Origin of the sequence: Mycobacterium sp. MS1601 (assembly GCF_001984215.1) — a bacterium.
Lineage (GTDB): Bacteria > Actinomycetota > Actinomycetes > Mycobacteriales > Mycobacteriaceae > Mycobacterium.
On the sequence record NZ_CP019420.1, the window covers coordinates 2,711,543 to 2,738,037 of the forward strand.

Below are 26,495 nucleotides of genomic sequence, written 5' to 3' on the forward strand. Positions count from 1 at the left end.
CTCCGTGGCGGCGGCTAGTGGCATGGATGCATACTTTCGATGAGTTTGTGCCAACTGGAGGTGGCTGTGCGCATCGGCGTGTACGCATTCGACGGAGTCACCATGTTCCATCTCGCCGCGCCGCTCATGGTCTTCGGCGAACTGGGCCGTCTGGGGCTGGCGACGGACTGGGAGACCCGACTCTGGTCCGATCGACCAGGCTCCGTGCGCACCGACGAGGGTTACGCGATCGGCGAGGTCGCCGGACCCGAGGTCACCGACTGGGCGGACATCTTGATCGTGCCCTCATGGCCGCTGTCTGTGCCTCCGAGCACTGAGGAGTTCCGCGACCAGCTCAGACGGGCGCACGCCCGCGGGGCCACGATCGTGGGGCTGTGTCTTGGCGCGTTCCCGGTGGTCGACAGCGGACTGTTGCAGGGGCGCGCCGCGGTGACACATTGGGAGATGTTGCCGCAGCTGGCCACGGCCCTGCCCGGCAGCTCGATGCAGACGTCGGTGCTCTACATCGACCACGGTGACGTCCTCACCTCGGCAGGCACCGCCTCGTCCATCGACGCCTGCTTGCACCTGGTGCGTCGTCACCTCGGGGCGGCGGTGGCCACTCGGGTGGCGCGCAGCCTGGTGGTGGCCCCGCACCGCGAGGGCGGGCAGTCCCAGTACATCGAGCGACCGCTGGCGCAGGTTCCCACCAACACCGTGATCGCCGACGTCCAGCACTGGGCGTTGACCCACCTCTCCGAGAATCTCTCCGTGGACAGCCTGGCCGCGCGGGCGAACATGAGCAGACGCAGTTTCATCCGGCAGTTCACCGACACCACCGGGACGACGCCGGCGCGCTGGGTGCTTCAGCAACGCCTCGACGAAGCACGCGCTCTGCTCGAAACCACCGACTGGAGCATCGACGAGGTGTCTTCGGCATGTGGCTTCGTCAGCTCGGTCACCTTCAGGCAGAATTTCGCTGCCGCGTTCGCGACGTCGCCGACGGTGTACCGCAGACACTTCACCGCCACGTCGGAGGACGGCACGAGGTGGGCGCGGTCGACGTAGGAATCGGTGCTGCCGGCCTGCTGCGTGTCGCGGGCAGATTGGCGCTGATAACGGAGCGCCACTAAGTTTTCGATCGTGATCTCCTCAGCTGCGCGATGGATGACCTCTCTCCTGGCAGCGGCAGCTGTCGTCGGGTTCGGCATCACGGCCACCCCGGACACGGTTGGCCCCGCGCCGGAAGTGCGCCTGGTCAACGACGCAAACCCCCTGGTGGGCCGGCCGTTCTACGTCAATCCCAACTCCAAGGGCATCCGTGCGGCAGCCGGAAACCCGAGCCCGCAGCTGGCTGCCGTCGTCAACACCCCCACCGCCTACTGGATGGATCACCTGTCGACTCCGTCGGTGGATGCCAAGTACATCGCCGACGCTCAGGCCGCCGGCACGATGCCGATCTTGGCGCTCTACGGCATCACCAACCGCGACTGCGGCAGCTACGCCGCGGGCGGTTTCGGGTCGGCTGATTCCTACCGGGCCTGGATCGACGGCGTGGCCGCCGCCATCGGTGGCGGACCGGCTGCGGTGATCCTGGAACCCGACGCACTGGCCATGGCCGACTGCCTGTCGCCGGCCCAGCAGGAGGAACGGTTCGCCCTGATCGGCTACGCCGTCGACGTGCTGACCCGTAACCCCGCCACGGCCGTGTACGTCGATGCCGGGCACGCGCGTTGGGTACCCGCCGACGTGATGGCCGCGCGACTCAACCAGGTCGGTGTGGCCAAGGCCCGCGGTTTCAGCCTCAACACCGCGAACTTCTTCACCACCGAGGAGTCCGTCGGGTACGGCAACGCGATCTCGGGGATGACGGGCGGCAAACCCTTCGTCATCGACACCTCCCGCAACGGCGCAGGCCCCGTCGAGGGTGACCCCCTGTACTGGTGCAACCCCAGCGGCCGGGCCCTCGGTGTTCCGCCCACCACCAACACCGGCAACCCTCAGGTGGATGCCTTCCTGTGGATCAAGCGTCCCGGTGAGTCCGACGGATCCTGCCGCGGCGCCCCGAGCGCGGGCACCTTCGTCAACCAGTACGCCATCGACCTGGCCGCCAACGCCGGTTGGTAATGACCTCATGACCGCCACGCTTGTTGCCAAGGATGTGGCAGGCGGATACGCCCACCGGACACTGTTCGAAGGGGTGCACGTCACGGTCTCACCCGGCGACGTGCTGGGGGTGGTGGGCGCCAATGGCGCAGGCAAGAGCACCTTGTTACAGATCATGGCCGGGGTTCTGGAGCCACTGGCCGGATCGGTGAACCTGGCTCCTGCCGACGCGTTTGTCGGGTGGCTGCCGCAGGAGCACGAGCGGGTGCCGGGCGAGTCCGTCGCCGCCTACATCGCACGGCGCACCGGGTGCGCCGAGGCCACTGCGGCGATGGAGGTGGCTGCTGCCGCCCTGGACGACTCCGATGCCGCTGCGGACGCCTACTCCGCGGCACTGGATCGCTGGCTGGCCGCCGGAGCCGCGGATCTCGACGATCGGATGCCCGCCGTGCTGGCCGACCTCGGCATCGACGACTTGCCTCCCGAGTCGACACTGATGACGTCGCTGTCGGGCGGGCAAGCGGCACGCGTGGGACTGGCGGCGCTGATCCTGTCGCGTTTCGACATCGTCCTGCTCGACGAGCCTACGAATGACCTTGATCTGTTCGGCCTCGAGCGGCTGGAGAAGTTCGTCCGTGACCTGCGTGGAGGTGTGGTGCTGGTCAGCCATGACCGGGAGTTCCTGGCGCGCAGCGTAACCCGGGTCCTCGAATTGGATCTGGCGCAGAACACCACCACGGTGTTCGGCGGCGGCTACGACAGCTATCTCGAGGAGCGTGAGGTTGGCCGCAGGCACCGGCGTGAGCAGTACGAGGAGTTCGCGGACAAGAAGGCCGACCTGGTGGCACGCGCACGCGTGCAACGGGAGTGGTCCAGCCAGGGTGTGCGCAACGCCATCCGTAAAGCTCCGGACAATGACAAGATCCGGCGCCGCGCGGCCACCGAGTCCAGCGAGAAGCAGGCGCAGAAGGTGCGGCAGATGGAGAGCCGCATCGCCCGGCTCGAGGAAGTTGCTGAGCCACGTAAGGAATGGACGCTGCAGTTCACCATAGGGTCGGCGCCCCGGTCCAGCTCCGTGGTGGCCACTCTGGACAACGCCGTTGTGCGCCAAGGTGATCACGTCCTGGGGCCGGTGTCACTCCAGGTCGACGCGGGTGATCGGATCGGCATCACCGGCCCGAACGGGGCAGGCAAGTCGACACTGTTGCGGTTGCTGTTGGGGCGCACGTCGCCCGACGAAGGCCGGGCGAGCCTGGGTGCCAACATCGCGATCGGCGAAATCGACCAGGCCCGAGCAGATTTCACCGGACCCGGCCTGCTGGTGGAGCGCTTCGAGCGTCGCGTGCGGGACTGGAACACCGCCGATGTGCGGACGCTGTTGGCCAAGTTCGGGTTACGGGCAGACCACGTGGAGCGACCGGTGGACGCGCTCTCGCCCGGTGAACGGACCCGCGCCGGGTTGGCACTGCTGCAGGCAGTAGGCACGAACGTCCTGGTGCTCGACGAGCCCACCAACCATCTGGATCTCCCGGCGATCGAGCAGCTGGAGCAGGCGCTCGACAGCTACACCGGTGCGCTGCTGCTGGTCACCCACGACCGCCGCATGTTGCAGAACGTCCGGCTGGACCGCCGGTGGCTGGTCGACAAAGGCCGAGTTCAGGAGCTGTAGTCCTGGTCGGACCTATGGCGAGCGGTCATGCTGATGTTGGCGAACAGGTCGTCGAGCACCGCATTGACGGGGGTGTCGCGCAGCCGCTGTCGCACCCCGGACACGAGGGTCTCGGCGAGATCGTTGACCTTGATGTTCTCGGTCATCGAGAAATCGCGCAACACGGCGAAGGCGCCTTGGGCATCCAGGTCGTAGAAGGCCATGAGAATGCCTTTGGCCTGCTCGATGACCGCCCGCTGCGACACAATCGTCTGTAGCTGAGCGGACACTTCGTCCTGTTGTTCGGGTGTCAAATGTGTTGCGTGCCCGTTGTCGTCAACATCGCTCATCGCGTCCCCATCGTGAAAGACGGTGCAGGGCAACCCATGTGGCAGGCACCGTGGCGGGTGTGAAGGAGCCACCCGCCACGGTGTCCGCGGTGGTCACCTATGCGTCGATGGTTGTTCTCTCGATCGGGGTGGACGTTGCGGTGTGGCTGACTTCGATCTTGCGTGGCTTGGCCCGCTCGGCCACCGGAATGGTCACCGTCAGCACACCGTTCTCGTAAGTCGCCGAGATGGCTGAGGTGTCGATGTTGTCGCCGAGTGAGAGTTGGCGGCGGTACCCACCGGAGAAACGCTCGTTGGCCAACCACTGCGCTGAATCGTCGGAGCGAGCACTGCGGTGCGCCGAAATGGTCAGGGTGCCGCCGTCGACGCTGACGTCCACCGAGCCTGGGTCGATGCCCGGCAAGTCGGCGGTCAGCACGTAATGATCACCGATCTTGCACAAGTCCATCGGCATGAAGCGAGGAACACGGCTGGAACCGGACTGGTTCGTGAGCAACCCGCGGGACAACACATCAAGGTCACTGAAGGGATCAAAACGAAGCACAGTAATGCACCTCCTCGACACTCGCGGCCCGCCACCCTGGCGGGCGACCAAATCACTGTGCACCGCCGAGATTAGCACTCGACTATCGAGAGTGCCAGATCTTTTTTGCCCCTTTTTTGTTGCTGGCCGCAGTACGCAGGCGCCCTCGCGGCAGCCGAAACCGGGTCTGCTCCGCCTCGCCGCGGCGGGGCATACGTTCGGGGAGTGGATGTTCGGGGGCAGGCTTCGACATTCCCGCCGATGGACCACCATCGCCGCGGTTCACCGTGAGCACGCTCCGCGAGGTTGCGGAGCCCCGGGTGACTAGACTGGTCGATTTGTGACCTACATACTGCAGCTCGACTCGTCAGCCAACCTCGCCTCGTCGGCATCGCGGCAGCTGACAGCCGAGTTCGCACAACGGTGGGCCGCCGCAGGGCCGGGGCGCGAGATTCGTCGCCGTGACCTGCACGCCGACCAGTTGCCTCACCTGCACACCAATGCGTTGCATTTCACCGCGGAGCTGGAACCCGAGGGCAGTGTCACTCCCACCCCTGAGGCGCGCCGCCTGCAGGACGAACTGCTCGCCGAGCTCAGCGACGCGGCCGCAGTGGTGATCGGCGCCCCGATGTACAACTACTCGATGCCGTCGACGCTGAAGGCGTGGCTGGACTACGTCCACGTCATCGGCGCCACTTCGCCTGCGGCACAGGGCATCGCCCCGTTGGCGGGCAAGCCGGTGGTGGTGATCTCGGCGCGCGCCACACCAACCGGTGCCGACGTGGAGACCGACTTCGTGATCGGTCCGTTTTTCGGCATCCTCGGCGGTTTCATGGGTATGGCGGTCCAGGGTTTTGTGGTGCACACCGAACCGCCGGCCAATCCCGGTGATTTCCACCGTCCCGTCGCCGAGGTGCAAGCCGAGCTGGCCGCCGTTCACATCGCGTAACTGCTGACCTTCTCCGGCTGGATCACCAGGCGAAGCCAGTTCTGCGTCGACATCTCGGCCAGGTCGGCGGCGCGGCCCGGAACAGCGAGGTCCCAGTAGCGTGCCGCCAAGCGGTGCAGCAGTTCGTCTGCGCCGTCGTGTTCGAGAGTGACGGCGCCTGCCACCGAGACCCAATGCTCGCGTTCGCCGACGGGTGCGGACACCACCAGCGAGGCGCGCGAATCCTTCTGTAGAAGACGCACTTTCGCCGTATCTGGGCCGGTGAACAGCTGCACCGTGCCGTCGTCGGCGGCTTCGAACCAGACAGGCCGAGGTTGCGGTGGCTGCGGGCCACCGGCCACCGTCAGGAAGCCGTACAGGGGGCGGCGCAGCAGTTCGAGATCCTGGGTGGACAGTGTTGTGCTCATCGGGTCCACGCCCCGGCGGCGGCAGCCCGTACCGCGTAGTCCTCGAACGTCCGCGGCGGTCGCCCCAGTAGGTTGGCCACCCCGCCGGTGGTGGACGCGATCGCGCCCCGCTCCATCAGGGCGAACATCTCGGCGACGTGGTGTGCATCCTCGTCGCTGACCCCCTGCGCCTGCAGATCGGCGACGAACTCCTCGGCGGAGATCTGCTTGTAGGTGATGCAGCGGCCCGAGGTCTGGGAGATCAGCTCGACGGCCTCGGCGAAGGTGATGGAACGCGGCCCCGTCAGCTCGTAGGTCTGCCCGCCGTGCCTGCCGGGTTCGGACAACACCAGGGCCGCGGCGTCGGCGACATCCTCGACGTCGATGAGTGGCTCGGGCTTGGTGCTGGGCAGCGCGAGTTCACCTGCCACCAGGGCAGCGTGGAAGATGTCCTCATCGAAGTTCTGCGCGAAGTTGTTGGGCCGCAAGATCGTCCACTCCAGTGTGGAGCTGCGCACGGCTTCCTCGCCGGCTCGCATGTCGAGCCCGAAGCTGGAGTTGCCCCAGGTGTCGGCGCCGCGGCCGGACAGCAGGACCAGTCGTCGTACTCCGCGCTCTTGGGCCAGGGAGACGAAATCCCGCACCGGCCCGGGATCGCGCGGAGCCACCAGATAGAGGGCCGTGACGTCCCGCAGTGCGGTGTCCCAGCTGGCCGGATCGGACCAGTCGAACGGTGTCTGGCTGGATCGCGAGGCGGCGCGTACCGGGATTCCACGCAGACGTAGCCGTGGAACGAGCCTGCGGCCCGTCTTGCCGCTGGCGGCCAGCACAAGGGTGTTGTGATGTGTCATGGCTTCGAGCCAACCGGGAATGACTGGACGATTCCATGGGTAAAAAGCGGGAATGCCTGTCCATTCGTCTAACCTGACGAAGGTGGATGCATTTGCCGACCTGTTTCGCGGGGTGCGGGCGCACGGTTCACTGTTCGGCAGCACGGCGTTGAGCCCGCCGTGGTCGCTGCACTTCGTCGACGGTGCGCCCCTGACTTTGTGCACCATCCTCAACGGCTCGGGTTGGATCGTGCCCGAGCACGGGTCGCCTGAGCCGCTGCGTTCCTACGAGACGGTGGTGGTGCGTGGGCCGGGGACGTTCACCTTTGTCGACGACCTGGACACGCAGGCGGAATCGGTGCCATGCGGCGAATTCTGCGCGACGCCCGAGCTGGGCGGCACCCAGCACCGGCTGGGCTGGGCGGACGCTGATGGCGGCGAGGGCGCGACGTTGATCGTCGGGGCCTATCCGGTGGGTGGTGAGATCAACCGTCGGTTGCTGGACGCGCTACCGGTGGTGTTGCGGGTCGAGGCCGGCGGTACCGGTGATCCCGTGTTGGACCACGTGGCCGCCGAGGTGGCCGTCGACCGGCCGGGGCAGCAGGTGGTGCTGGACCGGCTGTTGGACTGGATGTTGGTGTGCACGTTGCGGGAGTGGTTCGACCGGCCTGACAGCCAGCCGCCGGCTTGGTGGGCCGCGCAGCGCGATCCGGTGGCCGGCGAAGCCCTACGACTCATGCACGGCGAACCCGCCGCTTCGTGGACGGTGGCGATGTTGGCACGACGAATCGGAGTGTCGCGCTCTACGCTGGCCAAGCGGTTCACCGATCTGGTGGGCGAACCGCCGCTGACCTATCTGACGAGCTGGCGGATGACGCTGGCAGCGGACCTGCTGGTGCAGCACAAGGCTGCCACCATCGCGGAAGTGGCCGGCGCCGTGGGGTATTCGGATCCATTCGGGTTCAGCGCAGCGTTCAAGCGGGTACGCGGGATGAACCCGAGTGAGTTCCGGCGGGTTGCGGCGCCTGCCTCAGGTCAGTGATGACCGTCGGTTGGAATGTGCCGTCGAGGAAGAAGGCTCAGGCGGCGTTACGGCTGGTGATGTAGAGCGGGAAGCACATCTCCCAGAGCAGCAGCACCGCGAGTGACCACACCAAGGGCTTCTTCAACTGCACCGAACCCACGCTCGAGATGATCGGGCGGCCCCGGTGAGCAGAGGCGGTGGCGTCCCGATAGACCCACACGGCACTGATGACCATGACCGCCACCACTGCAACCAACACCGTGATCAAGCCGCCGACGGTGCTGCCCGCCGGTACTGGAAGAAACATTGCGACCTCTCCTGCCGTCCCGCTGACGGTAGAAGATACCGGCTGCGGGGCAGGTCTGTCGGGTCGCTGAGTATCAGGCGGTCATCTGGTAGTTGGCCCGGCCGACGTAGACCATGCCGGATGGGGCAGCGGCGTCGACCGCGCTGACCACGGCCGCTGCGACCTGCCGGCGGCTGGTGATGTCGCCCGAGACGACAGTGAACGAGACACCGGCCTGCGCGAATTCGGACCGCAGGGCATACAGCGCGGTCTCGCCGGCCCGCATGCTGGCGGCGGCGGCGGCGTACCCCTTCGGTACGGCCTTCGCGGGATAGAAGTGCGCCTGGTGGCTGGTGGCGAAGACAATGCGTGCGCCGACGGGCATCAGCGGCACGGCTTGCCGAGCCAACCGCCGCTGGGCCTCGGGGCTGAGGCTTACCGCGTCGGCCGGATCGGAGTCGATGTCCAGGCCGCAGGACGCGTTGATGACCACCGCGTCGAGGTGGCCGTACTGCGCGCCGATGGAATCGATGACAGCCGAAATGCTGTCCTCATCCCAGCGGGCGGCGGTGACCACGCGGGTACCTGCGGCGGAAAGGAGCCTGGCAGCCTCTGTGCCGACGCCTCCGGCTGCGCCGGTGACCAGGACGATTCGTTCGGGCTGGTGTCCCATGTCGAGTTCCTTCCGTCACTTCCTCCGGTGCTGAGCACCCACCGTACCGCAGATCTTAAGAAAAATAAGGACTACTTAAGGTCACGGTAAGGCGATGATCGAGACTCGGAAAGGCTTTAGGACCCAACATCGCGCGACCAAAGCCGCTGCCACGGGCCCACGCGACGGAACTAGCGTGACACAGGTGAGCACACATGAAGTGAAGATGATCCTGCTGTCCACGGACGACCTGGACGAGTCCATCGGGTTCTATGCCGACACCCTTGGCATGACGCTGAAGTTCCGCGACGGCGCGCACTTCGCCGCTCTCGATGGCGGACCGGTGACGTTGGCGCTGGCGACGTCGGTGGACCATCCCATCCCCGGCCAAGTGGTGGTCGGGATCAAGACCGCGGACGTCGATGCCGCCGCCAAAGCGGTCGAGGCCAGCGGTGGCGGCATCGTGCGCGGCCCATACGACGACGCCCATGAACGTCGAGCAGTGGTCTACGACAACATGGGCAATGGTCTGGTGTTCTACAGTCCGCTGACGCGCTGACTTTCAGACACTCTCGAACAGTCCGGAATCCGGCAGCGTACCCGCGGCCGGTTCCAGACCCCAGGCTCGGTAAGAACCCTCGTCAAGGACGTCGACGCTCAGGGTCGACGCGCGGCCGACCGGCTTCGGTGAGGGCGGGGACAAACTCTCCGACAGCCACCGACCCCAGCGCCGGAGACGTTGGGGTCAGGCCTCTCAGATACTCGGCCAAAGCAAGTCGAACCCATCCGAGGTGCCGTTCCCGCCGATGACGTCTGCTCATCTCAGCCTTCATTCCACCGCCCCGCCCGAAGGATTCACCGCGCCGGCGCACGCTCGACGAGCCCGCGGCCGATGACCCGCAGCGCGAGAGTTTCATCGGCTCCCTCGAACAGTGCCAGTACCCGAGCATCCAGGAAGTACCGCGACACCGGGTATTCCTCGGCATAGCCGTAGCCTCCGTGCAATTGCTGCGCTTCGCGGGTCACCCACTCCGCGGAGCGGCAAGCCACGGACTTGACCATCGAAGCCTCCAGCTGGCCCCCGCCTGCGGCCAACAAGTCTGCGACGTCGTAGGCGTAGGCCTGGCAGGCCGCCGCGTGGCAGGCCATCATGCCCAACTTCCATTGCGTCAGTTGGTAATCGAAGAGAATCCGGCCGAACACTGCACGCTCGTGGCTGTAGCGGAATGCCGCTCCCAGCGCTGCCTTCATCAGTCCGACGCCACGAGCCGCCGTCTGGGTCCGGCCATTGGCGAAGGCGTTCATCTGCAGATAGAAGCCCCGCCCCAGTGCGTCATCGCCGCCGATCAAACAGTCCGCCGGCACACGTAGGTCATCGAAGCTGATCTCGAAACTGTGCATACCTCGATAGCCGATGGTGGGGATTGCCTGGGCTTCGAGACGTCCGCCGTGTGGGCTGTCCCAGGTCCAGGTGTGACCGGTGAAGGCGGGCTTCTCCACCACGAACAACGACAGGCCTTTGTGGCGCTGCTGCACAGTTCCGGTGCGGGCCATCACGAGCAGCAGTTCGGCCCGACCGCTGAATGTCGACCAGGTCTTGACCCCCTTGATGACGTAGTGGTCACCGTCGCGGACGGCGCGCACCGTGAGATTGGCTGCGTCAGAGCCGTATCCGGGCTCGGTGACCGCCACCGCGACCATCTTCGCGCCGGCTGCTACGTCGGGCAGCCAACGTTTGGCCTGGGCGGCGTCGCCACCTTTCATCAAGGCGGTGGCCAGAATTTCGGGGCGGGTCACGAAGGGCCCGGCCAGTCCCATCGAGGCGCGGGTGATCTCCTCGGTGGCCACCAGCATGGCCAGCAGATCGTGGTGACTGTGGGCCGAGTCCCCACCGGTGGAGGAGCCGCCGTACTCCTCGGGAATGCCCATCCCGAAGAACCCCATGGCGGCCAGTTCGTCGATGACTGCATCGGGGATGTCCTGATCATGTCGGTGCAACGCCTCGGCGAAGGGTTCGATCCGATCCCGGCCGAACTCACGGAACACCGTGCGCGCGGTGTCCAGATCCTCTCCGATCGGCAGGTCGCGGTATCCCTGTGTTGGCAGTCGTCTGGCAATCGCGGTCAGTAGCTCGGCGTCGCGCGCCGCCGCCAGAGCGGAGGCCGGGAACTCGACTCCGTTACCCCACAGTGTCTGGCGCCCTGCTGATTTCGACAGCACCTCGCCGGCCACGTATCCGGCGAACCCCAGGGCCAACGAGTCGCCGTCAGGCCCGGCGGTGCCGGCAGCGGCACGGCGGGCCAGTGACTGCCCCGCCCCCACCAGACATGCCACCTGAGCCACGTCGACCAGGTCCACCTGGTGGGCGTCAAGGGCTTGCTGGTCGACGCGGCCCTCGGCACTGCGAGTGCTGCTCGCGAGCGTGTCGACCGCGGTGCTGAGGTGACGCTGTGCCGTCTCCAACAGGTCCTGAGCTGAGTCGATGCACTCAGACATGAGTCCGTTCCTCTCCTGTGATGGCTGATTGCGATGCCGTTCACTTGTGCCCCGCATCACACCGATGGTACCTTATTTCGAACGACGTTCGTACATAGGAACAAACGAAAAGGGCGTTCATGACCAAGAGCCGTGCCGCGGTTTTGCAGAAGTTCGAGACCGACGTAGAAGTCGCCATGTTCGATGTCCCAGAGCCCCAACCGATGTCGGCGATCGTCGATGTCGCCTACGCGGGGATCTGCGGCACCGACCTTCACCTTCAGCGAGGAAAGCTCCCGATTCCGGTTCCCGTGGTGCTCGGCCACGAAGCGACGGGCTACATCAACACCCTGGGCGAGGGGCTCACCCATGACGTGCTCGGCCAACCGCTGGCCCCCGGCGATGCGGTCTCGTGGCTGAACAACATCTCCTGCGGGCGCTGCAAGTTCTGCCTGGTCGAGATGCAGCCGACCCTGTGTGTGGGTTCGCGCCGCATCTACGGCATCAATCAATCGGCAGACGTGTTCCCGCACCTGTCCGGTGGGTGGGCCGACCAGATCTACCTGCAGCCCGGCACCGTCCTGGTGAAGCTGCCGTCCGGGGTGGAGCCGCGGGATGTCATCCCGCTGGGTTGCGCCGGCCCGACCGCGGTGCACGGTGTTCTCGACGAGGTCACCGTCGGGGTCGGCGACACCGTGGTGGTGCAGGGCAGCGGACCGGTCGGTGTGGCCGCGGCGATTTACGCCCGCCTCGGCGGCGCCAAACGGATCATCATGCTCGGGGGGCCCGCCTCTCGGCTGGAACAGGCCGAAGCGCTGGGGCTGGCCGATCACTACTTCGATGTCACCGACGGCAGTGACGCCACCGAGCGGGCCGACGCCGTCCGCGCGCTGACCCCCGGCGGCCTCGGCGCCGATGTGGTCCTGGAATGTGCGGGTGTTCCCGCAGCGGTGGCGCAAGGCATCGATCTGTGCCGCCCGGGAGCCCAGTACAGCGTGATCGGCCAGTACACCGACAACGGCGCCACGCCGATCAATCCGCACTACATCACCCGAAAGCAGTTGCGGGTACACGGTTCCTGGGGATTCTCGGCCCGGCACTACATCCGCTACGTCCAGCTGCTGCCCGCAGTCCTGGAACGGTTCGATGTCCGCAGCATCGCCACGGAGTACGCCCTGTCCGACGTCAACCGGGCAATGGCCGACGTCCGGGCCGGCGCTGTCATGAAGGCCGTCATCAACCCGGGACTGGACCGATGAGCAGCGCCCTGTTGTACCCCGAGGTCGACGCGCCCGATCCCACGGTGCTCGCCCTGTTCGACGGTCTGCCCACCGGGTGCATCTCCGACGCGCGCGGACGTAGCGGGTGCGCCGTGGGATTGGTGCCGCTCTCGGGTGTCGATGACGCGACCCATGTCGTGGGTCCGGCCCACACCGTGCGCTCCGAACCCGGCGACAACATCGTGGTACACCGAGCCACCGACCTGGTGCGCCCCGGTGCCATTCTGGTGGTCGACGCCGGCGGCGCACTGGACCGCGCCATCGCCGGCGGACTGCTGCTGCGCTACGCCGCGACCAAGGGCGCCAAAGCTGTGGTGATCGACGGGGTGATCCGCGATCTGCCCGAGCTGCGCGACATCGACCTGCCGGTGTACGCCAGAGGGGTATGCCCGCACGGCCCGTGGAAGGACGGGTCGGGCGAGATTCGTGGCCGAATCACACTCGGCGGCACGGTGATTCATCAGGGTGATCTGATCGTGGCCGATCGCGACGGCGTGGTGGTGGTTCCGGTCGCCGACGCCGACCACATCGCGGCCGAGGCCCGCGCCATCGCCGCTCGCGAGGAGTCCTTCACCCGCGACATCGACAACGGCCATTGGGTGCGCCCCTGGGTCGACAAGCTTCACCTCGTTCCCGCCACCGACGCCGAAAGGATCGACGCATGAGCACATCCATCGCCGAGCGCATCAAGACGCCGGCCAACTTCATCGACAACCAACCATCACCGGCCACCACCACCCACGAGTGCCGCAATCCCGCCGATCCCGACGACCTGGTGGGCCTGGTACCGGAAGCTACTGCCGCAGAGATTGATTCGGCCCTCGACGCCGCCGTGGCGGCCGCCGCACACTGGCAAGCCACGCCGGCGCCGGTGCGCGGTGACCTGATCCGCGAGTGGATGGCCGTCATCTCCTCGCACGCCGAGGAATTGGCGTCGCTGATGACCCGTGAGATGGGCAAGCCGCTGGCCGAGTCCCGCGGCGAGCTGGGTCGTGCCCGCATGGAGGCCGAGTTCGCCGCTGCCGAAGGCACCCGGCTCTCCGGTGCCACCATCCCTAGCCGCACGCCCGGTCAGCTGATCTACACCGAGCTCGAACCGCTGGGTGTGGTGGCCGCGATCACGCCGTGGAACTTCCCGGCCGTGGCGCCGTTGCGCAAACTCGCCCCCGCCCTGGTCACCGGAAACACCGTGGTGCTCAAGCCGGCTCTGGAGACGTCACTGACGGCACTGGCCCTGGCGGATCTGGCTCGCGAAGCCGGCATCCCCGCAGGCGTGCTCAATGTCGTGTGCGGTAGCGGTGCCACAGTGGGTGACGCGCTGGTCAACGACGCCCGCGTCGACGCGGTGTCGTTCACCGGATCCACCGCCGTCGGCCGGTCGGTGAACCTGGCTGTGGCCGCCCGGCTGGGGCAGGTGCAGCTCGAACTCGGTGGCAAGAACGCCGCATTCGTCGAATCCGCCGACGACCTCGACGCCGTGATCGGTCACATCACCTCCGCCGCGGTGCAGGCGGCCGGCCAGCGGTGTACGTCCATCAGCCGGGTCATCGTCGCCGACGCCATCGCCGACCAGTTCGTCGAGTCCGTCAGCGCGGTGTGGGACGGCCTGGTGGTCGGCGATCCCACCGATCCCGACACCCAGGTGGGCCCGGTGGTGAGCCGAAACCAGTACGAGCGGGTGAGCGGCTACGTCGATCTGGGACTGTCAGACGGCGCGGTGCGCACGTCGGCAAACCGACCCGTCCCCGACGGCCTCTACTACGCGCCCACGGTCCTTGACCAGGTGACTCCGCAGATGCGGGTGGCCCGCGAGGAGATCTTCGGCCCGGTACTGACCGTGACCAGGGTCAGTGACGTCGACGAGGCCATCCACGTGGTCAACGACACCGATTTCGGCTTGGCTGCAGTGGTTTTCACGCGGGACATGTCAGTGGCGATGCGCTTCGCACGTGAAGCCCGTGCCGGCATGGTGCACGTCAACCACGGAACGATCTCCCAACCGCACGTGCCCTTCGGCGGGGTGAAACAATCCGGGGTGGGCGCCTTCTCGATCGGTTACACCAGTGCGGCCGCGTTCACCCAGACCAAGACCGTCTACCTCGCCCCGGGCCTGTGACGACGCGACCGGGCGGTCCTCCCAACAAAGGACAAGCCATGGCCAACGCGGGTAACACCTTCGCGCCGGAACCACCCTCGAAGTTCCTGCCGCCGATGCCCTACAAGGACATCCCGGAGGCACCCAAGCTGAAAAAGGTTCTTGGTCCGTCGATTATCATGGCGGCCTTGGCTGTCAGCTCCGGCGAGTACATCCTGTGGCCGTACATCACGTCCAAGGTCGGGTTGGTGATGCTGTGGGCAGCACTCGTGGGCGTCACTGTCCAGTACTTCCTCAACATGGAGATCGAACGCTGGACCTTGGCCACCGGCGAGACGGCGGTAGCCGGCTTTGTACGGCTGTGGAAGCCGTGGGGCGCGATCATGGCGGTCTGCGGGTTCATCTGTATCGTCTGGCCGGGCTGGGCAACCAGCGGCGCGACAATTCTGGGGTTCGCGCTGGGTTATGACAGCGGCACCGCCTCGTGGGTGGCGGTGATCGCGTTGATCGCGATGGCGCTGACGCTCACCCTGTCGCCGGTGGTCTACACCACGCTGGAGAAGCTCGAGACGGTCAAGGTCGTCGCGGTGGTGCTGTTCCTACTCGTTGCCATCGCCGTCGCTGTCGGGCCGCAGGCGTGGGGTGACCTGCACACGGCGGTCAGCGGTATCGGCACCGGCCTCGGCGCGATTCCCGAGGGCTTGAATCCTGCCGTGGTTCTGGGCGCCATTGCCTTCGCCGGGGCGGGGGCTCTGGCAAATCTGGCACAGAGCAACTGGATTCGTGACAAAGGGTTTGGGATGGGCTCTCATATCCCACGGGTGGTCTCGCCGATCACCGGCGAGGATCAGGCGGTGGCGGCAACCGGGAGCATGGTGCGCCAGGATGAGGAGAACCTCCGCAGGTTCCGCAACTGGTGGCGGGTAGCCAACATCGAGCAGCTGATCTCGTTCTGGCTGTTGACCATTCTCTCTATCTCCGTGTTGTCGCTGGTGGCGTACCAAACCGTCTACGATCGCGAGATTCCCGGATCCGGGGATCTGGTGTTCGTCCAAGGTATGGGTCAAGCGCTGAAAGAGGACGTCGGCGGCTGGTTCGGCACCCTGTTCTGGGTGATCGGCGGCGCCGGTCTGCTGATGACCGCGCTGGCCAATGTCGACTACCCATGCCGAATTGTGGCCGATGTGCTGAAAACCGTGTATCTGCAGAACAATCATCGGTGGTCGGAGAGCAAGATCTACGCCATCGCGGTGTGGACGCTGGTGTTTTCGGGTTGCACGATCATCCTTTCGGGCTTCAGCCAGCCCTTGTTGCTGCTTGTGGTGTCAGGGGCGCTCAGCGGTGTCGTGATGTTCGTCTACACCATCCTGGTCACCGTCCTCAACCGCCGCGCACTGCCGAAATCCATCCGCCTCAGCGGCTTCCGGCTCGGAGCGATGATCTTTGCCGCGTGTTTCTTCGGTTACTTCTCGCTGCGTCTGATCCTGTTCTACGGCGGACAGCTCCTCGGCTGATTGGAGGCAAGACAATGGTCAAGCGCTTACTGGTGCGGTTCATGGTGTTCATGGTGCTGTTCGTCAGTCTGTTGGTCCTGGTTCGATCGGTGGGCATGCTGTGACGGCACCGCACGTGTTCGTCTCGCGGCATCTGGGAGACCCCGCGATGGACCGCCTGGCGGACGGGCCGTTGCCGGTGCTGATCGGACCTGGCGCGCAGGCCACCCGGCCGCAGGTGCTCGACGCGGTGTCGGGCGCCGCGGCCGCGGTGACACTGCTGACCGACTCGGTGGACTCGGAGTTCTTCGACTCCGCCGGGCCACAACTGAAGGTGGTGGCCAACCTGGCCGTCGGTTTCGACAACGTGGACCTGGCCGAGGCCGCCACACGCTCGGTGATCGTGACCAACACCCCCAACGTGCTCACCGAGTCCACCGCAGACCTGACGATCGGGCTGTTGCTGGCCGTCGAACGCAGGATCGTGGAAGCAGATGCGTTCCTGCGCAGCGGAGCACCGTGGCGCTGGGAACCGAGGTGGATGCTGGGCCGTGACCTCGGCGGCCTGCAACTGGGCGTCGTGGGTTACGGCCGCATCGGTCAGGCGGTCGCCCGCCGGGCAACGGCGTTCGGTATGAACGTCGTTGCCCTGGAGGGTAAGTCAGCCGCAGCAGCCGGTGTCGCCACCATGGAACTGGACCAGCTGCTGGCCACATCGGACGTGGTGAGCCTGCACTGCCCGCTCACCCCGCAGACGCACCACCTGATCGGCGGTAGCGAACTGCGCTCCATGAAACGGGGTGCGGTGCTGATCAACACCTCTCGGGGTCCGTTGGTGGACGAGGCTGCGCTGGTCACGGCACTGTCCGAGAGGCGCATTGCCGGCGCCGGGCTGGACGTGTTCGAGTACGAGCCGGCTCTCACCGAGGGGCTGACCGCACTGCCCAACACGGTGCTGACACCGCATCTCGGCAGCGCCGGTGTGCAGACACGTGATGCCATGGCACTGCTGGCGGCGGACAACGTGTTGGCCGTGTTGGCCGGCGACGAGCCGTTGACCCAGGTCACGGCGATATGAGCGGAGCGCCGGGCGACCATCGCATCGGTCGCAGCGCAACGTTAGTCTCGATGCAGCTCACGGTATTGACGAGAGGCGGAATCGGTGGTCGGTCAGGACGGCACAGTCCGCTCGGTGGATCGGGTCATCTCGTTGTTCGAGCTTCTGGGCGAACGCAAGACTCCGCTGCGCCTGATGGAGATCGCCCAGGCCCTCGACATCCCCAAGAGCACCGCACACGGCCTGCTCCACACTCTCGTGGCCAGGGGATTGGTGGTCAAGGACGAGACCACTCAGCGCTACCGGTTGGGTATGCGGCTGTTTGCCCTGGCTGCAACGGCTTTGGAAGTCGGCGAGCTCCGCGAACTTGCCCGTCCCATCATGGAGGAACTCTCCAGACAGACACAGTCGACCTGCAACCTGGCGGTGCTCGACGGACACGACGTGATGTACCTCGAGAAGGTCGAGGACCCGAGCAGTCCGGTGCGAGTGATCACGCATGTCGGGACCAGGCTGCCCGCCCACGCGACATCATTGGGGAAGGCCCTGGTGGCCGGGCTTCCGGCGGCGCAGCGCAGCCAGTGGCTGGCCGAGCACGACTTCGTGGCCGTCACAGCCGACACCATCACCGATGCCGCGGCATTCGAAGCTGCCATGGACCAGGCCAACCGCACCGGGTGGGCTACCGATCGCCACGAGTTCCATCCGGCGATCTGGGGTGTCGCAGCCCCGATCCTCGACGCCAAGGGCGAACCGGTAGCCGCACTGAGTCTGACCAATCTGGATCCCAACGCCGATCTGGCCGAACTCGGCGCTCAGGTTCGCACTGCAGCACAAGGTATTTCGGCAGCGCTACACCCGACCGGCTAACCCGACGGGACGCTGCCTCCGCACACGTACAACGGGAGAGGCAATGACGTCCCCACCACCAACCCAACCCCTGTCCGGGCTCGTCGTCCTGGACCTCAGCCACCTGGCCGCGGGGCCGTGGTGCACCATGGTGCTCGCCGATCTGGGCGCCGACGTCATCAAGGTGGAACGGCCACCAAAAGGCGATATGTCCCGCGACGCCGGGGCGGTCTACGCCGGTGAACGCAGCGCGGTGTTCCTGGCGCTGAACCGCAACAAGCGCAGCATCGCGCTGGACTTGAAGTCCGACGAGGGACAAGCGGCACTGCATCGGCTGGCCGCCCGCGCCGACGTCGTGGTCGAGAACCTGCGCCCAGGCAAGGCCGACGAACTGGGCGCGGGATACGGCACCCTCTCGGAGATCAACCCTCGACTGGTGTACGCCTCCATCTCCGCGTTCGGCGAGAACGGTCCTGGCCTGGACCTGCCCGGCAACGATCCGATCATCCAGGCGATGTCGGGCGCCATGGCCATCACCGGCGCAGAGAACGGCCCGCCCGCGCGCCAAGGAGTCAGTGTCCCGGACTTCGGGGCCGGAATGATGGCCGGCTACGCCATCCTGGCGGCGCTGCACGGCCGGGAACGCACCGGCCGGGGCAGCCGGGTCTCGCTGAACCTGCTCGACGTCGAGGTCTTCGCCCTCGGGCCCCGTGCGCAGGAGTACCTGATCAATGGCGAAGAACAGCCCCGGCTGGGCAGCGCGCACCCGCAGTTCGCGCCCTACCAGGCCTTCGAGTGCGCCGACGGGAAGTGGTTCTACCTCTCCGTCATCAACGACAAGTTCTGGCGCCTGCTGTGCATCGCACTGGAGCGCGACGATCTCGCCGACGACAGCCGGTTCGTCACCAATCGTGATCGGGTGGCCAACCGACCGGAGTTGATCGCCATTCTCGATCCTCTGTTCGCGGCCGCTGACCGCGGACTGTGGCTCGGCCGGTTGCAGCGCGCGGGAGTGCCGGTGGGACCGGTGAACTCGCTGGGCGAGGCACTCACCGATCCCCAGGTGGTGCACAACCAACTGATCAGCACACTCGCTGCCGGGCCCGACGGCCCAGCAGTGCCCACCGTCGGGTTGCCCATGCGATTCGACGGGGCGCGGCCGGGCGTCCGACGCACCGCGCCCGCGCTCGGTCAACACACCGAAGAAATCCTGACATGGCTGGAGGAGTCGCAGAGATGACCACCCAGGTAACCCCGCAGACCACCGCCGAACTCGCCCTGGCCGCCGCGCGCCGAGGCGCCCAGCCGGTGATCGACATGCTGCGCGAGCCGGGTGTGGTCCCCCGGTTCACCTACGACACCGGAGGCTATCTGCGGCAGACAGAGTATCTGCCCGACACCTGGCGGGAGTTCCAGTGGACCGGCTTTCTGGCCGGCCGGTTGTGGTTGCTCGCCGACCATTTCGACGACGACGAGATCCGTGCGGCAGCATCGACTCTCGCGAACATCGTGGGCCGGACTCTGTCGGAGCGCCCGCCGCGCTTCTCCGCAGCGGGCAGTGACCTGTTCTATGCGGTGTGTCTGGGCGCCCGCCTGACCGGTGACCCGCAGCTGGCCGAGTTGGGGCTGCGGGCGGTACGCCAGTACGCCCGCAACTTCGACGAACATCTCGGGGTTTTCCTGCAGGTCGCCGGCGTCAATCGTGCGGTGATCGACACCGGACTGAACCTGTTGCCCTTCTACTGGGCCTATCCGCACGATCCGGAGGTCACCGAGTACGCGCTGCGCCACACCCGGCGACTACTCGACTGCGGCATCATCCGCGAGGACGGATCGACCTACCAGGCAATAGAATTCGATCTCGAGACCGCGACCGTGCGCAAGCGGTTCAACATGCAGGCCCTCAACGACACCACAACCTGGGCGCGTGGTCAGTCCTGGGCCATGCACGGTCACGTCAATGCCTACGAGGCCACCGGTGAGCAGCAGTTCTTGGACGTCGCCAGGGCGGCCTGCCGGTGGTACGTCGACCATCTGCCCGAGGGGCACGTGCCGTTCTACGACTTCGGCGATCCCGCCGCCCCCGCCATCCCGCAGGACTCCTGCAGCGCCTCCATCGCGGCCAACGCCCTGCTGCGGCTGGCCGACCTGGACGCCGAATCTGCGACATGGGCACGGCAGGCCGGACAAGACATCGCCGAGGCGCTGTTCACCCGTCATCTGACCTCCGGCGGGGTGGTGCTGCACAGCAGCTGGGGCCGGCTCCCCGAGGACAAGGCCGGCGCAGGCTTCTCGCGCTTCCCGCAGGAGGACGTCATGCCCTACGGGAATTACTGGACTGTGGAAGCGGCGTGGCGCCTGAGCCGCCCAGACTGGACGCCGCTGTCACTGGCCCGCCCGTCGGCATGACCGGGCCACTGGCTGGTCTGCGGATCCTGGACTTCACCCACTTCGTGGCCGGGCCGTGGTGCACCATGCTGATGGCCGACCTGGGCGCAGATGTCATCAAGGTGGAGCCGACCGGACGCGGCGAGATCAGCCGCTCCATGGGCAATGTGTATTCCGACGAAGACAGCGCCATCTTTCTGGGGTTCAATCGGGGAAAGCGCAGCGTCGAACTCGATCTCAAGAGGCCACAGGGCCGCGAGATCGTGGGCCGGTTGGTGGCGGACTGCGATGTGGTGATGCACAATTTCCGCCCGGACGCAGCAACCCGGCTGGGCCTCGACGCCGAAACGATCACACGACACAACCCGGCGGTGATCCATTGTGCGGTGAGCGCATTCGGAGAGTCCGGCCCGCTGTCCACAGCGCCGGGCAACGATCCGTTGATCCAGGGCATCAGCGGGGCGATGCTGGCCACCGATCCGGAGCATCCGATACGGCTGGGTGTCAGCCTGCCCGATTTCGCCGGCGGGATACTGGCCGGGATCGCCGTGCTCGCCGCGGTCCGGCGACGCGAGTCAACCGGAGCCGGAACCGTGATTACGCTCAATCTCCTGGATGCGCAGCTGTATTCACAGGCCGACCTGATTGCCGGGGGGAAGCATCGAACCGGCGGCCAGGTGATTCAGTGTTCGGACGGCTCGGTGTGGGTCGACGAAACGTGTTCACACACCGGCCCGTACACGCCCCAGGGGGGCGTCGAGTCGGTGCTGGCCGTCGCCGCGGCCCGTGGTGTCACCGCCGTGCGCGTCGCCGGACTGGGCGACGTCCTGCCGGGTCCGCCTGGACGAACAGTGACCCTGAGCAGGAACCGACGCCGTTCCACCACCCTGGTGGGCACCCCAGTGCAGTTCGACCCTGCGGTGAGCCAACCGGACCGTCATCCGCCGACGTTGGGCGAACACACCGAGGAGGTGTTGTCCGAGTTCGGGTTCAGCGAGTCGGAGATCGCCGGCTTGCGTTGAGGGCGGAGCGGGCCGACGAACTGCGCTACGCACTCGACGGCGTGGGGCGCACCTGACTCACGCCGACGTCGTGGCGGGCTGCATCACCGTTGGCAACCGGATTGCGAAAGCTGTTCTTCCCGAACTGGATTCGGCGCTGATGGTGCCGCCGTGCGCTTCGACGATGGACGCGGCGATGGACAGACCCAGCCCGAAGCTGCCGGACTCGCGGGACCTGGACTTGTCGGCGCGGACAAACCGCTCGAACAGGTGTGGCAACAGCTCCTGGTCGATGCCGGTACCGTCGTCGGTCACCGTGACCTCCACGAAGTCAGTCCCTGCCTCATTCGTGGAGTCGGTGCGTCCGGTCGCCACGGCAGTGCGCACCGTGGTGCCGTCGGGGGTGTGCACTCGGGCGTTGGACAGCAGATTGGCCAGCGTCTGGTGCAGCCGGGCGCTGTCACCGCGGACGAACACCGGGTGCTCGGGGACGTCGGTGTGCCAGAAATGAGCGGGCGCGGACACCGCCGCGTCGTTGACCGCGTCCACCACGAGCTCGGTGAGGTCGACATCGGTGGTGTCGAGGTCCTGTCCCTCGTCGAGGCGCGCCAGCAGCAGCAGATCGGACACCAGTGCGTTCATCCGCTGCGTCTCGGCTTCGATGCGGGCCAGGGAGTACTCCGTCATCTCCGGTAGCACCGAACTGTCCTGTCGGGTCAGCTCCGCGTAACCGCTGATGGCGGCCAGCGGGGTCCGCAGCTCGTGGCTGGCATCGGTGATGAACTGGCGCATCCGTCGGTCCGATGCCGCGACGTCACCCAGGGCGCGCTCGACGTGAGCGAGCAACCGGTTGAGGGTGTCGCCCACCAAGCCCACCTCGGTACGCGGATCGGTGTCGCCGGCGGGCACCCGGGGGGTGATGGCGTGGTTGTCGCGATCCAGGGGCAGCGCCGCTACCTCGGCTGCGGTGGTGGCGACCCGGCGCAGCGGCCGCAGTGCGAACCGGACGATGATGATGGTGCCCAGCGCGGTGAACACCACCGCCAAGGCTGTCAGCCCGGTGACGATCGCGGTCTCGCGGACCATCGCCTCCCAGGCCGGTGTTCGCGACACCCCGGTCACCAGGATCTCGTTGCCCTCGCCGGGCACACCGACCATCCGGTACCACCCCAGGCCGGGCAGTTCGACACTGCGGACAGGTTCGCCGAGCCACGACTGCTGGGTTATCGCTTCGACTGCCTCCTCAGGCGCGGTGGTGGCCTCGCCGTCCATGAAGTACGCCGAGTCAACCACCCGACCGTCCTGGATGAGGGCGACGACGTTGCCCGGGGCCTGCCCCACCAGGTTGACCAGAGGTTTCATGGAACCCGGTTCCGGGAGCTCGCCGCTGGGGCCCGGCGTGCTGCGGTATTTGGCCATCGACTGGATGCAGCCGTCGGAGGCGCCGGCCAGCTGGCCGTCGATGATGCCGAGCACCGACGCTCGCAGGCTCACCACGGACATGGTGCCGACGGTGACCAGCGCGATCATCACCACCGCCGACACTCCGACGACAAGCTGGCGGAGCAGGGTCCAGCTGCCCCAGATGCGTTTCATTCCGGGGCCCTCAACATGTACCCGACGCCGCGGACGGTATGGATCATCGGAGCGTGCCCGGTGTCGATCTTCTTGCGAAGATAGGACACGTAGAGATCCACGATGCTGGTTTTGCCGCCGAAATCGTAGTCCCACACCTGACGCAGGATGTCTTTGCGGCTCAGTGCTTTTCGTTGATTGCGCATCAGCACGCGCAGCAGGTCGAACTCGGTGGACGTCAGCGACACCGCAGCGCCTGCCCGTGTCACCTGACGGCTGGCGGCGTCCAGTTCCAAGTCGGCCACCTGCAGCGTCTCGTCCGCGGCCGGAGTGAGGAACGCCGTGCGGCGCAGCAGTCCGCGCAACCGTGCCACCAGTTCTTCGAGAGAGAACGGCTTGGTCATGTAGTCGTCGCCGCCGGAGGTCAACCCGGTCACCCGGTCGGCCACCGAGTCCCGCGCCGTCAGGAACAGGGTGGGCGTGTAGGTGCCGGTGTCCCGCATCTGCGCCAGCACGCCGAGGCCGTCGGTACCGGGCATCATGATGTCGAGGACCAGCAGGTCAGGGGTGTTGGCTTGATACCGCTCCATGGCCTCGTCCGCGTTGTGCGCGACGTCGATCTCCCAGCCCTCGTACTGCAGTGCCATCCGGACCAGGTTGGTCAGGGCGCGTTCGTCGTCGACGAGCAGCACCCGGATGGGCGACCCGTCGGCGCGGTACATCCTGGGTAACTGTCCCAGGATGGCCCGGCGGGGCTCCTGTTTCTCCATCGGCGCAGACGTCACAGACCCATTGTCGCCGCAACACGCCGAGCCGTCTGCGGGTTCATAGACATCTCATAGGAGGCGCACCGGGCGCGGCAGTCGGTGTGGCGCACGACTCATCGCCGGGGCGGTCAAAGTTGGCTCACACATGGATATTTGAATCGCCTATGAGAGTGGAAACGGTGGCCGTGGGGCTGCAGAGGATGGACTCAAATCACTTCGAGGGGAAGGTTCGGACATGTCCACGATCACCACCACCGGCACCGCAACGGATAGCCGGCCAGCCACCAGATCCGACCTTGCGCTCGGGGTCTTCAGGATTCTCGTGGCGCTGATGTTCGCCATGCACGGCACCATGAAACTGTTCGGCTGGCCCAGCGGCGAAGCGGCGGCTGTCGGTATGTGGCCTGTCTGGTGGGCGGGCATCCTGGAGGTAGTGCTCGGCGGCCTGATCGCCGCAGGGGTGCTCACCCGGGTGGCGGCGTTCATCGCCTCGGGCATGATGGCCGTCGCCTACTGGTGGATGCACTTCCCGGACGGTTTCTGGCCGATCGTCAACGGGGGAGAGGCCGCCGTGCTGTACTGCTTCCTGTTCCTGCTGCTGGTGTTCACCGGGCCGGGTGCGCTGGCGGTGTCACGACGCTTCTGAACTAGAGTCGGCCCCAAGCGGGATGGGGGTCCGATGGCAAACGCGCTGGTGGTGGGATCGGGGCCGAACGGCCTGGCAGCGGCCATCACCGTCGCACAGGCCGGAGTGGACGTCACCGTGGTGGAGTCCGCCGACGAGATCGGCGGGGGACTGCGTTCCGGGGAGCTGACGCTGCCAGGGCTGGTGCACGATCACTGCGCCGCGATCGTGCCCACCGCGGTGGCATCGCCGTTCATCCGGTCGCTGGAGCTGGAAGCGCACGGGGTGAGCTTCGCCTGGCCGGACATCGAGTTGGCCCACCCACTCGACGACGGCACCGCGGGGGTTCTGCGGCGTTCGGTGGCCGACACCTGCGCCGCGCTCGGCGCCGACGGCGCCCGGTGGAAGTCGGTGTTCGGCCGCATGGCCGACGCCTACGACCGGCTGGCCGACGACCTTCTCTCGCCCATGGTGGCGGTCCCGCGTCGGCCGGTCGAGCTGGGTCTGTTCGGGTTGCCGGCGATGGTGCCAGCCACCGCTTTGATGCGACTGTTCACCACACCGCAGGCACGCGCCATGATCGCGGGCAACGCCGCGCACGGGTGGACACCGTTGTCGCGGCCACCCACCTCAGCCATAGCCCTGATGTTCGCGGCGATCGCGCACCGCTACGGCTGGCCGTGTGTGGTCGGAGGGACAGCACGTCTGGCCGACGGGTTGGCAAGTGTGCTGCGTGAGCACGGTGGCCGGATCCAGACCGGCGCCGCGGTCAGCCAGCCCGGCCAGCTCGGCGGCTATGACATGGTGTTCTTCGACACCTCGCCGCGACTACCCGCGGATCTACTGGGCGATCGCATCCCGGCACGCATCCAGCGGGCACTGCGCAGGTACCGGTACGGCGCAGCAGCCTTCAAGCTCGATTTGGCTGTGCACGAAGGTATTCCGTGGACCAACCCGGAAGCACGGGCGGCGGGCAGTCTGCACGTGTGCGGCAGTGCCGAGGAGGTGGCCGCCGCCGAACGGGACACCTTCGCCGGCCGGATGCCGCAGCGGCCATTCCTCATCGTGGCTCAGCAGTACCTGATGGACTCGAGTAGGGCCGTCGGTGAGCTGAAGCCGGTGTACGCATATGCCCATGTGCCGCATGGTTATACCGGTGACGCCACCGGCGCGGTGCTGGCTCAGATAGAGCGGTTCGCTCCCGGTTTCCGCGATCGCATCGCAGCACAACGCGTCTCTACTCCCGCGAACTTCGAACAGTTCAATGCGAACTTCATCGGCGGTGACATCAACGGCGGTTCGATGGATCTGCGGTCGTTCATCGCCCGGCCGCGGCTGTCCCCGAATCCGTACTGGCTCGGGGTGCCGGGCATGTACCTGTGCTCGGCGGCGACACCTCCGGGTGGTGGTGTACACGGGATGAGCGGCCATCTGGCCGCCCGGGCGGCACTTCGCCGGGCGGCCAGAACACGTTAGGCCGGATGGAACAGACGCGGCTGTAGCCAGGCCTCTTCCCGGAACCGATGCAGTGCCTTGGCCGCCGCCAGCACGCCCAGGTCGGCCAGCGGTTCCACCAGGATCACCGCGAGGTACGCGACACCGAAGGTGGCGACGGAGGTGATTGTGTCGACGCTGAAGCCGTTGCCGTAGATCGCCCAGAACGTCACCCATGAGACGATGCCCGCCTGATACGTTGCCGACAACGCCAGTGCCTGACGGTATTTCAGGTCGACATAGCGGGTCTGGGGAGCTACCGCGCGGTGCGCCACGTACTGCAGCGCGAACAGTGGCACCAGCAATGTGGTCATGTTCATGCCGTACTGGGGGAGATCGAAGGGAGCGACCAGAATCCCTTGCAGCAGCAGGCCGCTCGCCAGACCGAACGACGCAGGTGCCGCCCCGAACAACAGGAACAACGTAGAGCCGAGGATCAGATGAACCTCTGACACCCCTACCGGGTAGTGGGGGAACACCTCGAAGAACACGAAGACCAACGCGGTGGTGGCGGCCGAGCCGGCCACCAGTGAGATCGGGCCGCGCTCCTTGACGTGCTTCCACGCCAGGGCCAGTGCGTAGCCGCCTGCACCGGCGGCGGTGACGTAGCTCAGCGCGAGCTTCGCGCCGTCCACAACTCCTGGTTCTATGTGCATCGCTTGT

General features: G+C 66.7%; 27 protein-coding genes. 17 read left to right on the forward strand and 10 right to left on the reverse strand.

Going from position 1 to position 26,495, the window contains the following annotated elements; translation table 11 throughout:
* Nucleotides 1-39: 39 nt before the first annotated feature.
* The 3 genes from BVC93_RS13245 (at nucleotide 40) to BVC93_RS13255 (ending at nucleotide 3,754) form a co-directional block, all read left to right on the forward strand.
* Nucleotides 40-1,047, forward strand: a complete 1,008-nt coding sequence (locus tag BVC93_RS13245) for a GlxA family transcriptional regulator (RefSeq protein WP_335583135.1) — start codon at nucleotides 40-42, stop codon at nucleotides 1,045-1,047.
* Between the two features lie 99 nt (nucleotides 1,048-1,146).
* On the forward strand, nucleotides 1,147-2,106 hold the full coding sequence (locus BVC93_RS13250; protein ID WP_083737797.1) for a glycoside hydrolase family 6 protein: 960 nt from the start codon (nucleotides 1,147-1,149) through the stop codon (nucleotides 2,104-2,106).
* Nucleotides 2,107-2,113: 7 nt separating this feature from the next.
* Nucleotides 2,114-3,754 (forward strand): ABC-F family ATP-binding cassette domain-containing protein, encoded by a 1,641-nt coding sequence (locus BVC93_RS13255; RefSeq protein WP_083737798.1) that lies wholly within the window; start codon nucleotides 2,114-2,116, stop codon nucleotides 3,752-3,754.
* Here the strand turns inward: BVC93_RS13255 and BVC93_RS13260 are convergent.
* Both BVC93_RS13260 and BVC93_RS13265 read right to left on the reverse strand, forming a co-directional pair.
* Entirely contained in the window at nucleotides 3,742-4,083 is a 342-nt protein-coding gene (locus BVC93_RS13260) for an ANTAR domain-containing protein (protein ID WP_083737799.1), read from the reverse strand. The two genes, BVC93_RS13255 and BVC93_RS13260, sit on opposite strands and share 13 nt — an antisense overlap.
* 97 nt (nucleotides 4,084-4,180) lie before the next feature.
* Complete coding sequence (locus BVC93_RS13265; RefSeq protein ID WP_083737801.1) at nucleotides 4,181-4,627, reverse strand: Hsp20/alpha crystallin family protein; 447 nt, start codon at nucleotides 4,625-4,627, stop codon at nucleotides 4,181-4,183.
* A gap of 319 nt (nucleotides 4,628-4,946) precedes the next feature.
* Between BVC93_RS13265 and BVC93_RS13270 the strand changes: the two genes are divergently transcribed.
* The gene (locus BVC93_RS13270) at nucleotides 4,947-5,555 is read left to right on the forward strand and encodes an NAD(P)H-dependent oxidoreductase (protein WP_083737802.1); all 609 of its coding nucleotides are present in this window, start codon (nucleotides 4,947-4,949) and stop codon (nucleotides 5,553-5,555) included.
* Here BVC93_RS13270 and BVC93_RS13275 read toward each other — a convergent pair.
* Nucleotides 5,543-5,962, reverse strand: coding sequence for a pyridoxamine 5'-phosphate oxidase family protein (locus BVC93_RS13275; RefSeq protein WP_083741022.1), 420 nt, complete (start codon nucleotides 5,960-5,962; stop codon nucleotides 5,543-5,545). The two genes, BVC93_RS13270 and BVC93_RS13275, sit on opposite strands and share 13 nt — an antisense overlap.
* Nucleotides 5,959-6,792, reverse strand: a complete 834-nt coding sequence (locus BVC93_RS13280; RefSeq protein WP_083737804.1) for an NAD(P)H-binding protein — start codon at nucleotides 6,790-6,792, stop codon at nucleotides 5,959-5,961. Before BVC93_RS13280 ends, BVC93_RS13275 begins: the two co-directional genes overlap by 4 nt.
* Before the next feature lie 82 nt (nucleotides 6,793-6,874).
* Here BVC93_RS13280 and BVC93_RS13285 point away from each other — a divergent pair, with 82 nt between their 5' ends.
* Entirely contained in the window at nucleotides 6,875-7,813 is a 939-nt protein-coding gene (locus BVC93_RS13285; protein WP_083737806.1) for an AraC family transcriptional regulator, read from the forward strand.
* A gap of 37 nt (nucleotides 7,814-7,850) precedes the next feature.
* Here the strand turns inward: BVC93_RS13285 and BVC93_RS13290 are convergent, their stop codons facing one another.
* Both BVC93_RS13290 and BVC93_RS13295 read right to left on the reverse strand, forming a co-directional pair.
* A complete protein-coding gene (locus BVC93_RS13290; protein ID WP_083737808.1) occupies nucleotides 7,851-8,102 on the reverse strand; it encodes a hypothetical protein in 252 nt (83 codons plus the stop codon).
* Nucleotides 8,103-8,175: 73 nt separating this feature from the next.
* Nucleotides 8,176-8,754, reverse strand: a complete 579-nt coding sequence (locus BVC93_RS13295) for a hypothetical protein (RefSeq protein ID WP_083737810.1) — start codon at nucleotides 8,752-8,754, stop codon at nucleotides 8,176-8,178.
* 184 nt (nucleotides 8,755-8,938) lie between these two features.
* Between BVC93_RS13295 and BVC93_RS13300 the strand changes: the two genes are divergently transcribed.
* A complete protein-coding gene (locus tag BVC93_RS13300) occupies nucleotides 8,939-9,292 on the forward strand; it encodes a VOC family protein (protein ID WP_083741023.1) in 354 nt (117 codons plus the stop codon).
* Nucleotides 9,293-9,588: 296 nt separating this feature from the next.
* Here the strand turns inward: BVC93_RS13300 and BVC93_RS13305 are convergent, their stop codons facing one another.
* On the reverse strand, nucleotides 9,589-11,229 hold the full coding sequence (locus BVC93_RS13305; RefSeq protein WP_083737811.1) for an acyl-CoA dehydrogenase family protein: 1,641 nt from the start codon (nucleotides 11,227-11,229) through the stop codon (nucleotides 9,589-9,591).
* A 119-nt stretch (nucleotides 11,230-11,348) separates the two neighbouring features.
* On the opposite strand from BVC93_RS13305, the gene BVC93_RS13310 reads away from it, so the two are divergent.
* The 9 genes from BVC93_RS13310 (at nucleotide 11,349) to BVC93_RS13350 (ending at nucleotide 21,392) form a co-directional block, all read left to right on the forward strand.
* A complete protein-coding gene (locus BVC93_RS13310; RefSeq protein ID WP_157516903.1) occupies nucleotides 11,349-12,467 on the forward strand; it encodes a zinc-binding dehydrogenase in 1,119 nt (372 codons plus the stop codon).
* A complete protein-coding gene (locus BVC93_RS13315; protein ID WP_083737813.1) occupies nucleotides 12,464-13,153 on the forward strand; it encodes a hypothetical protein in 690 nt (229 codons plus the stop codon). Before BVC93_RS13310 ends, BVC93_RS13315 begins: the two co-directional genes overlap by 4 nt.
* On the forward strand, nucleotides 13,150-14,604 hold the full coding sequence (locus BVC93_RS13320) for an aldehyde dehydrogenase family protein (protein ID WP_083737815.1): 1,455 nt from the start codon (nucleotides 13,150-13,152) through the stop codon (nucleotides 14,602-14,604). The genes BVC93_RS13315 and BVC93_RS13320 overlap by 4 nt, the downstream gene beginning before the upstream one ends.
* Before the next feature lie 38 nt (nucleotides 14,605-14,642).
* A complete protein-coding gene (locus tag BVC93_RS13325) occupies nucleotides 14,643-16,097 on the forward strand; it encodes an Nramp family divalent metal transporter (protein ID WP_197687550.1) in 1,455 nt (484 codons plus the stop codon).
* A gap of 100 nt (nucleotides 16,098-16,197) precedes the next feature.
* The gene (locus BVC93_RS13330) at nucleotides 16,198-17,154 is read left to right on the forward strand and encodes a 2-hydroxyacid dehydrogenase (RefSeq protein ID WP_197687551.1); all 957 of its coding nucleotides are present in this window, start codon (nucleotides 16,198-16,200) and stop codon (nucleotides 17,152-17,154) included.
* A gap of 114 nt (nucleotides 17,155-17,268) precedes the next feature.
* Entirely contained in the window at nucleotides 17,269-18,003 is a 735-nt protein-coding gene (locus BVC93_RS13335; RefSeq protein WP_192860311.1) for an IclR family transcriptional regulator, read from the forward strand.
* A 43-nt stretch (nucleotides 18,004-18,046) separates the two neighbouring features.
* Nucleotides 18,047-19,222: a CaiB/BaiF CoA transferase family protein gene (locus BVC93_RS13340; RefSeq protein WP_083737819.1), complete on the forward strand. Its 1,176-nt coding sequence runs from the start codon at nucleotides 18,047-18,049 to the stop codon at nucleotides 19,220-19,222.
* Nucleotides 19,219-20,391, forward strand: coding sequence for a hypothetical protein (locus tag BVC93_RS33585; RefSeq protein WP_192860312.1), 1,173 nt, complete (start codon nucleotides 19,219-19,221; stop codon nucleotides 20,389-20,391). Before BVC93_RS13340 ends, BVC93_RS33585 begins: the two co-directional genes overlap by 4 nt.
* Nucleotides 20,388-21,392: a CaiB/BaiF CoA transferase family protein gene (locus BVC93_RS13350; RefSeq protein WP_192860313.1), complete on the forward strand. Its 1,005-nt coding sequence runs from the start codon at nucleotides 20,388-20,390 to the stop codon at nucleotides 21,390-21,392. Before BVC93_RS33585 ends, BVC93_RS13350 begins: the two co-directional genes overlap by 4 nt.
* A 57-nt stretch (nucleotides 21,393-21,449) precedes the next feature.
* On the opposite strand, the gene BVC93_RS13355 is transcribed toward BVC93_RS13350, so the two are convergent.
* Nucleotides 21,450-22,967 carry a sensor histidine kinase gene (locus BVC93_RS13355; protein WP_083737825.1) on the reverse strand — a complete coding sequence of 506 codons (1,518 nt, stop codon included), beginning with the start codon at nucleotides 22,965-22,967 and terminating at the stop codon, nucleotides 21,450-21,452.
* Nucleotides 22,964-23,716: a response regulator transcription factor gene (locus tag BVC93_RS13360; RefSeq protein WP_083737827.1), complete on the reverse strand. Its 753-nt coding sequence runs from the start codon at nucleotides 23,714-23,716 to the stop codon at nucleotides 22,964-22,966. The genes BVC93_RS13355 and BVC93_RS13360 overlap by 4 nt, the downstream gene beginning before the upstream one ends.
* Before the next feature lie 232 nt (nucleotides 23,717-23,948).
* On the opposite strand from BVC93_RS13360, the gene BVC93_RS13365 reads away from it, so the two are divergent.
* Nucleotides 23,949-24,359: a DoxX family protein gene (locus BVC93_RS13365; RefSeq protein WP_083737829.1), complete on the forward strand. Its 411-nt coding sequence runs from the start codon at nucleotides 23,949-23,951 to the stop codon at nucleotides 24,357-24,359.
* A 33-nt stretch (nucleotides 24,360-24,392) separates the two neighbouring features.
* A complete protein-coding gene (locus tag BVC93_RS13370) occupies nucleotides 24,393-25,814 on the forward strand; it encodes a phytoene desaturase family protein (RefSeq protein WP_083737831.1) in 1,422 nt (473 codons plus the stop codon).
* Here the strand turns inward: BVC93_RS13370 and BVC93_RS13375 are convergent.
* Nucleotides 25,811-26,488, reverse strand: coding sequence for an energy-coupling factor ABC transporter permease (locus tag BVC93_RS13375; RefSeq protein WP_083737833.1), 678 nt, complete (start codon nucleotides 26,486-26,488; stop codon nucleotides 25,811-25,813). The two genes, BVC93_RS13370 and BVC93_RS13375, sit on opposite strands and share 4 nt — an antisense overlap.
* Between the last annotated feature and the right edge of the window lie 7 nt (nucleotides 26,489-26,495).

Excerpts from the sequence above, each read along its gene's own strand:
- BVC93_RS13245 (WP_335583135.1), top strand. The coding sequence starts at position 40 with ATGAGTTTGTGCCAACTGGAGGTGGCTGTGCGCATCGGCGTGTACGCA.
- BVC93_RS13250 (WP_083737797.1), top strand. The coding sequence starts at position 1,147 with ATGACCTCTCTCCTGGCAGCGGCAGCTGTCGTCGGGTTCGGCATCACG.
- BVC93_RS13255 (WP_083737798.1), top strand. The coding sequence starts at position 2,114 with ATGACCGCCACGCTTGTTGCCAAGGATGTGGCAGGCGGATACGCCCAC.
- BVC93_RS13260 (WP_083737799.1), bottom strand. The coding sequence starts at position 4,083 with ATGAGCGATGTTGACGACAACGGGCACGCAACACATTTGACACCCGAA.
- BVC93_RS13275 (WP_083741022.1), bottom strand. The coding sequence starts at position 5,962 with ATGAGCACAACACTGTCCACCCAGGATCTCGAACTGCTGCGCCGCCCC.
- BVC93_RS13280 (WP_083737804.1), bottom strand. The coding sequence starts at position 6,792 with ATGACACATCACAACACCCTTGTGCTGGCCGCCAGCGGCAAGACGGGC.
- BVC93_RS13290 (WP_083737808.1), bottom strand. The coding sequence starts at position 8,102 with ATGTTTCTTCCAGTACCGGCGGGCAGCACCGTCGGCGGCTTGATCACG.
- BVC93_RS13295 (WP_083737810.1), bottom strand. The coding sequence starts at position 8,754 with ATGGGACACCAGCCCGAACGAATCGTCCTGGTCACCGGCGCAGCCGGA.
- BVC93_RS13305 (WP_083737811.1), bottom strand. The coding sequence starts at position 11,229 with ATGTCTGAGTGCATCGACTCAGCTCAGGACCTGTTGGAGACGGCACAG.
- BVC93_RS13310 (WP_157516903.1), top strand. The coding sequence starts at position 11,349 with ATGACCAAGAGCCGTGCCGCGGTTTTGCAGAAGTTCGAGACCGACGTA.
- BVC93_RS13315 (WP_083737813.1), top strand. The coding sequence starts at position 12,464 with ATGAGCAGCGCCCTGTTGTACCCCGAGGTCGACGCGCCCGATCCCACG.
- BVC93_RS13320 (WP_083737815.1), top strand. The coding sequence starts at position 13,150 with ATGAGCACATCCATCGCCGAGCGCATCAAGACGCCGGCCAACTTCATC.
- BVC93_RS13325 (WP_197687550.1), top strand. The coding sequence starts at position 14,643 with ATGGCCAACGCGGGTAACACCTTCGCGCCGGAACCACCCTCGAAGTTC.
- BVC93_RS13340 (WP_083737819.1), top strand. The coding sequence starts at position 18,047 with ATGACGTCCCCACCACCAACCCAACCCCTGTCCGGGCTCGTCGTCCTG.
- BVC93_RS33585 (WP_192860312.1), top strand. The coding sequence starts at position 19,219 with ATGACCACCCAGGTAACCCCGCAGACCACCGCCGAACTCGCCCTGGCC.
- BVC93_RS13350 (WP_192860313.1), top strand. The coding sequence starts at position 20,388 with ATGACCGGGCCACTGGCTGGTCTGCGGATCCTGGACTTCACCCACTTC.
- BVC93_RS13355 (WP_083737825.1), bottom strand. The coding sequence starts at position 22,967 with ATGAAACGCATCTGGGGCAGCTGGACCCTGCTCCGCCAGCTTGTCGTC.
- BVC93_RS13360 (WP_083737827.1), bottom strand. The coding sequence starts at position 23,716 with ATGGAGAAACAGGAGCCCCGCCGGGCCATCCTGGGACAGTTACCCAGG.
- BVC93_RS13365 (WP_083737829.1), top strand. The coding sequence starts at position 23,949 with ATGTCCACGATCACCACCACCGGCACCGCAACGGATAGCCGGCCAGCC.
- BVC93_RS13370 (WP_083737831.1), top strand. The coding sequence starts at position 24,393 with ATGGCAAACGCGCTGGTGGTGGGATCGGGGCCGAACGGCCTGGCAGCG.
- BVC93_RS13375 (WP_083737833.1), bottom strand. The coding sequence starts at position 26,488 with ATGCACATAGAACCAGGAGTTGTGGACGGCGCGAAGCTCGCGCTGAGC.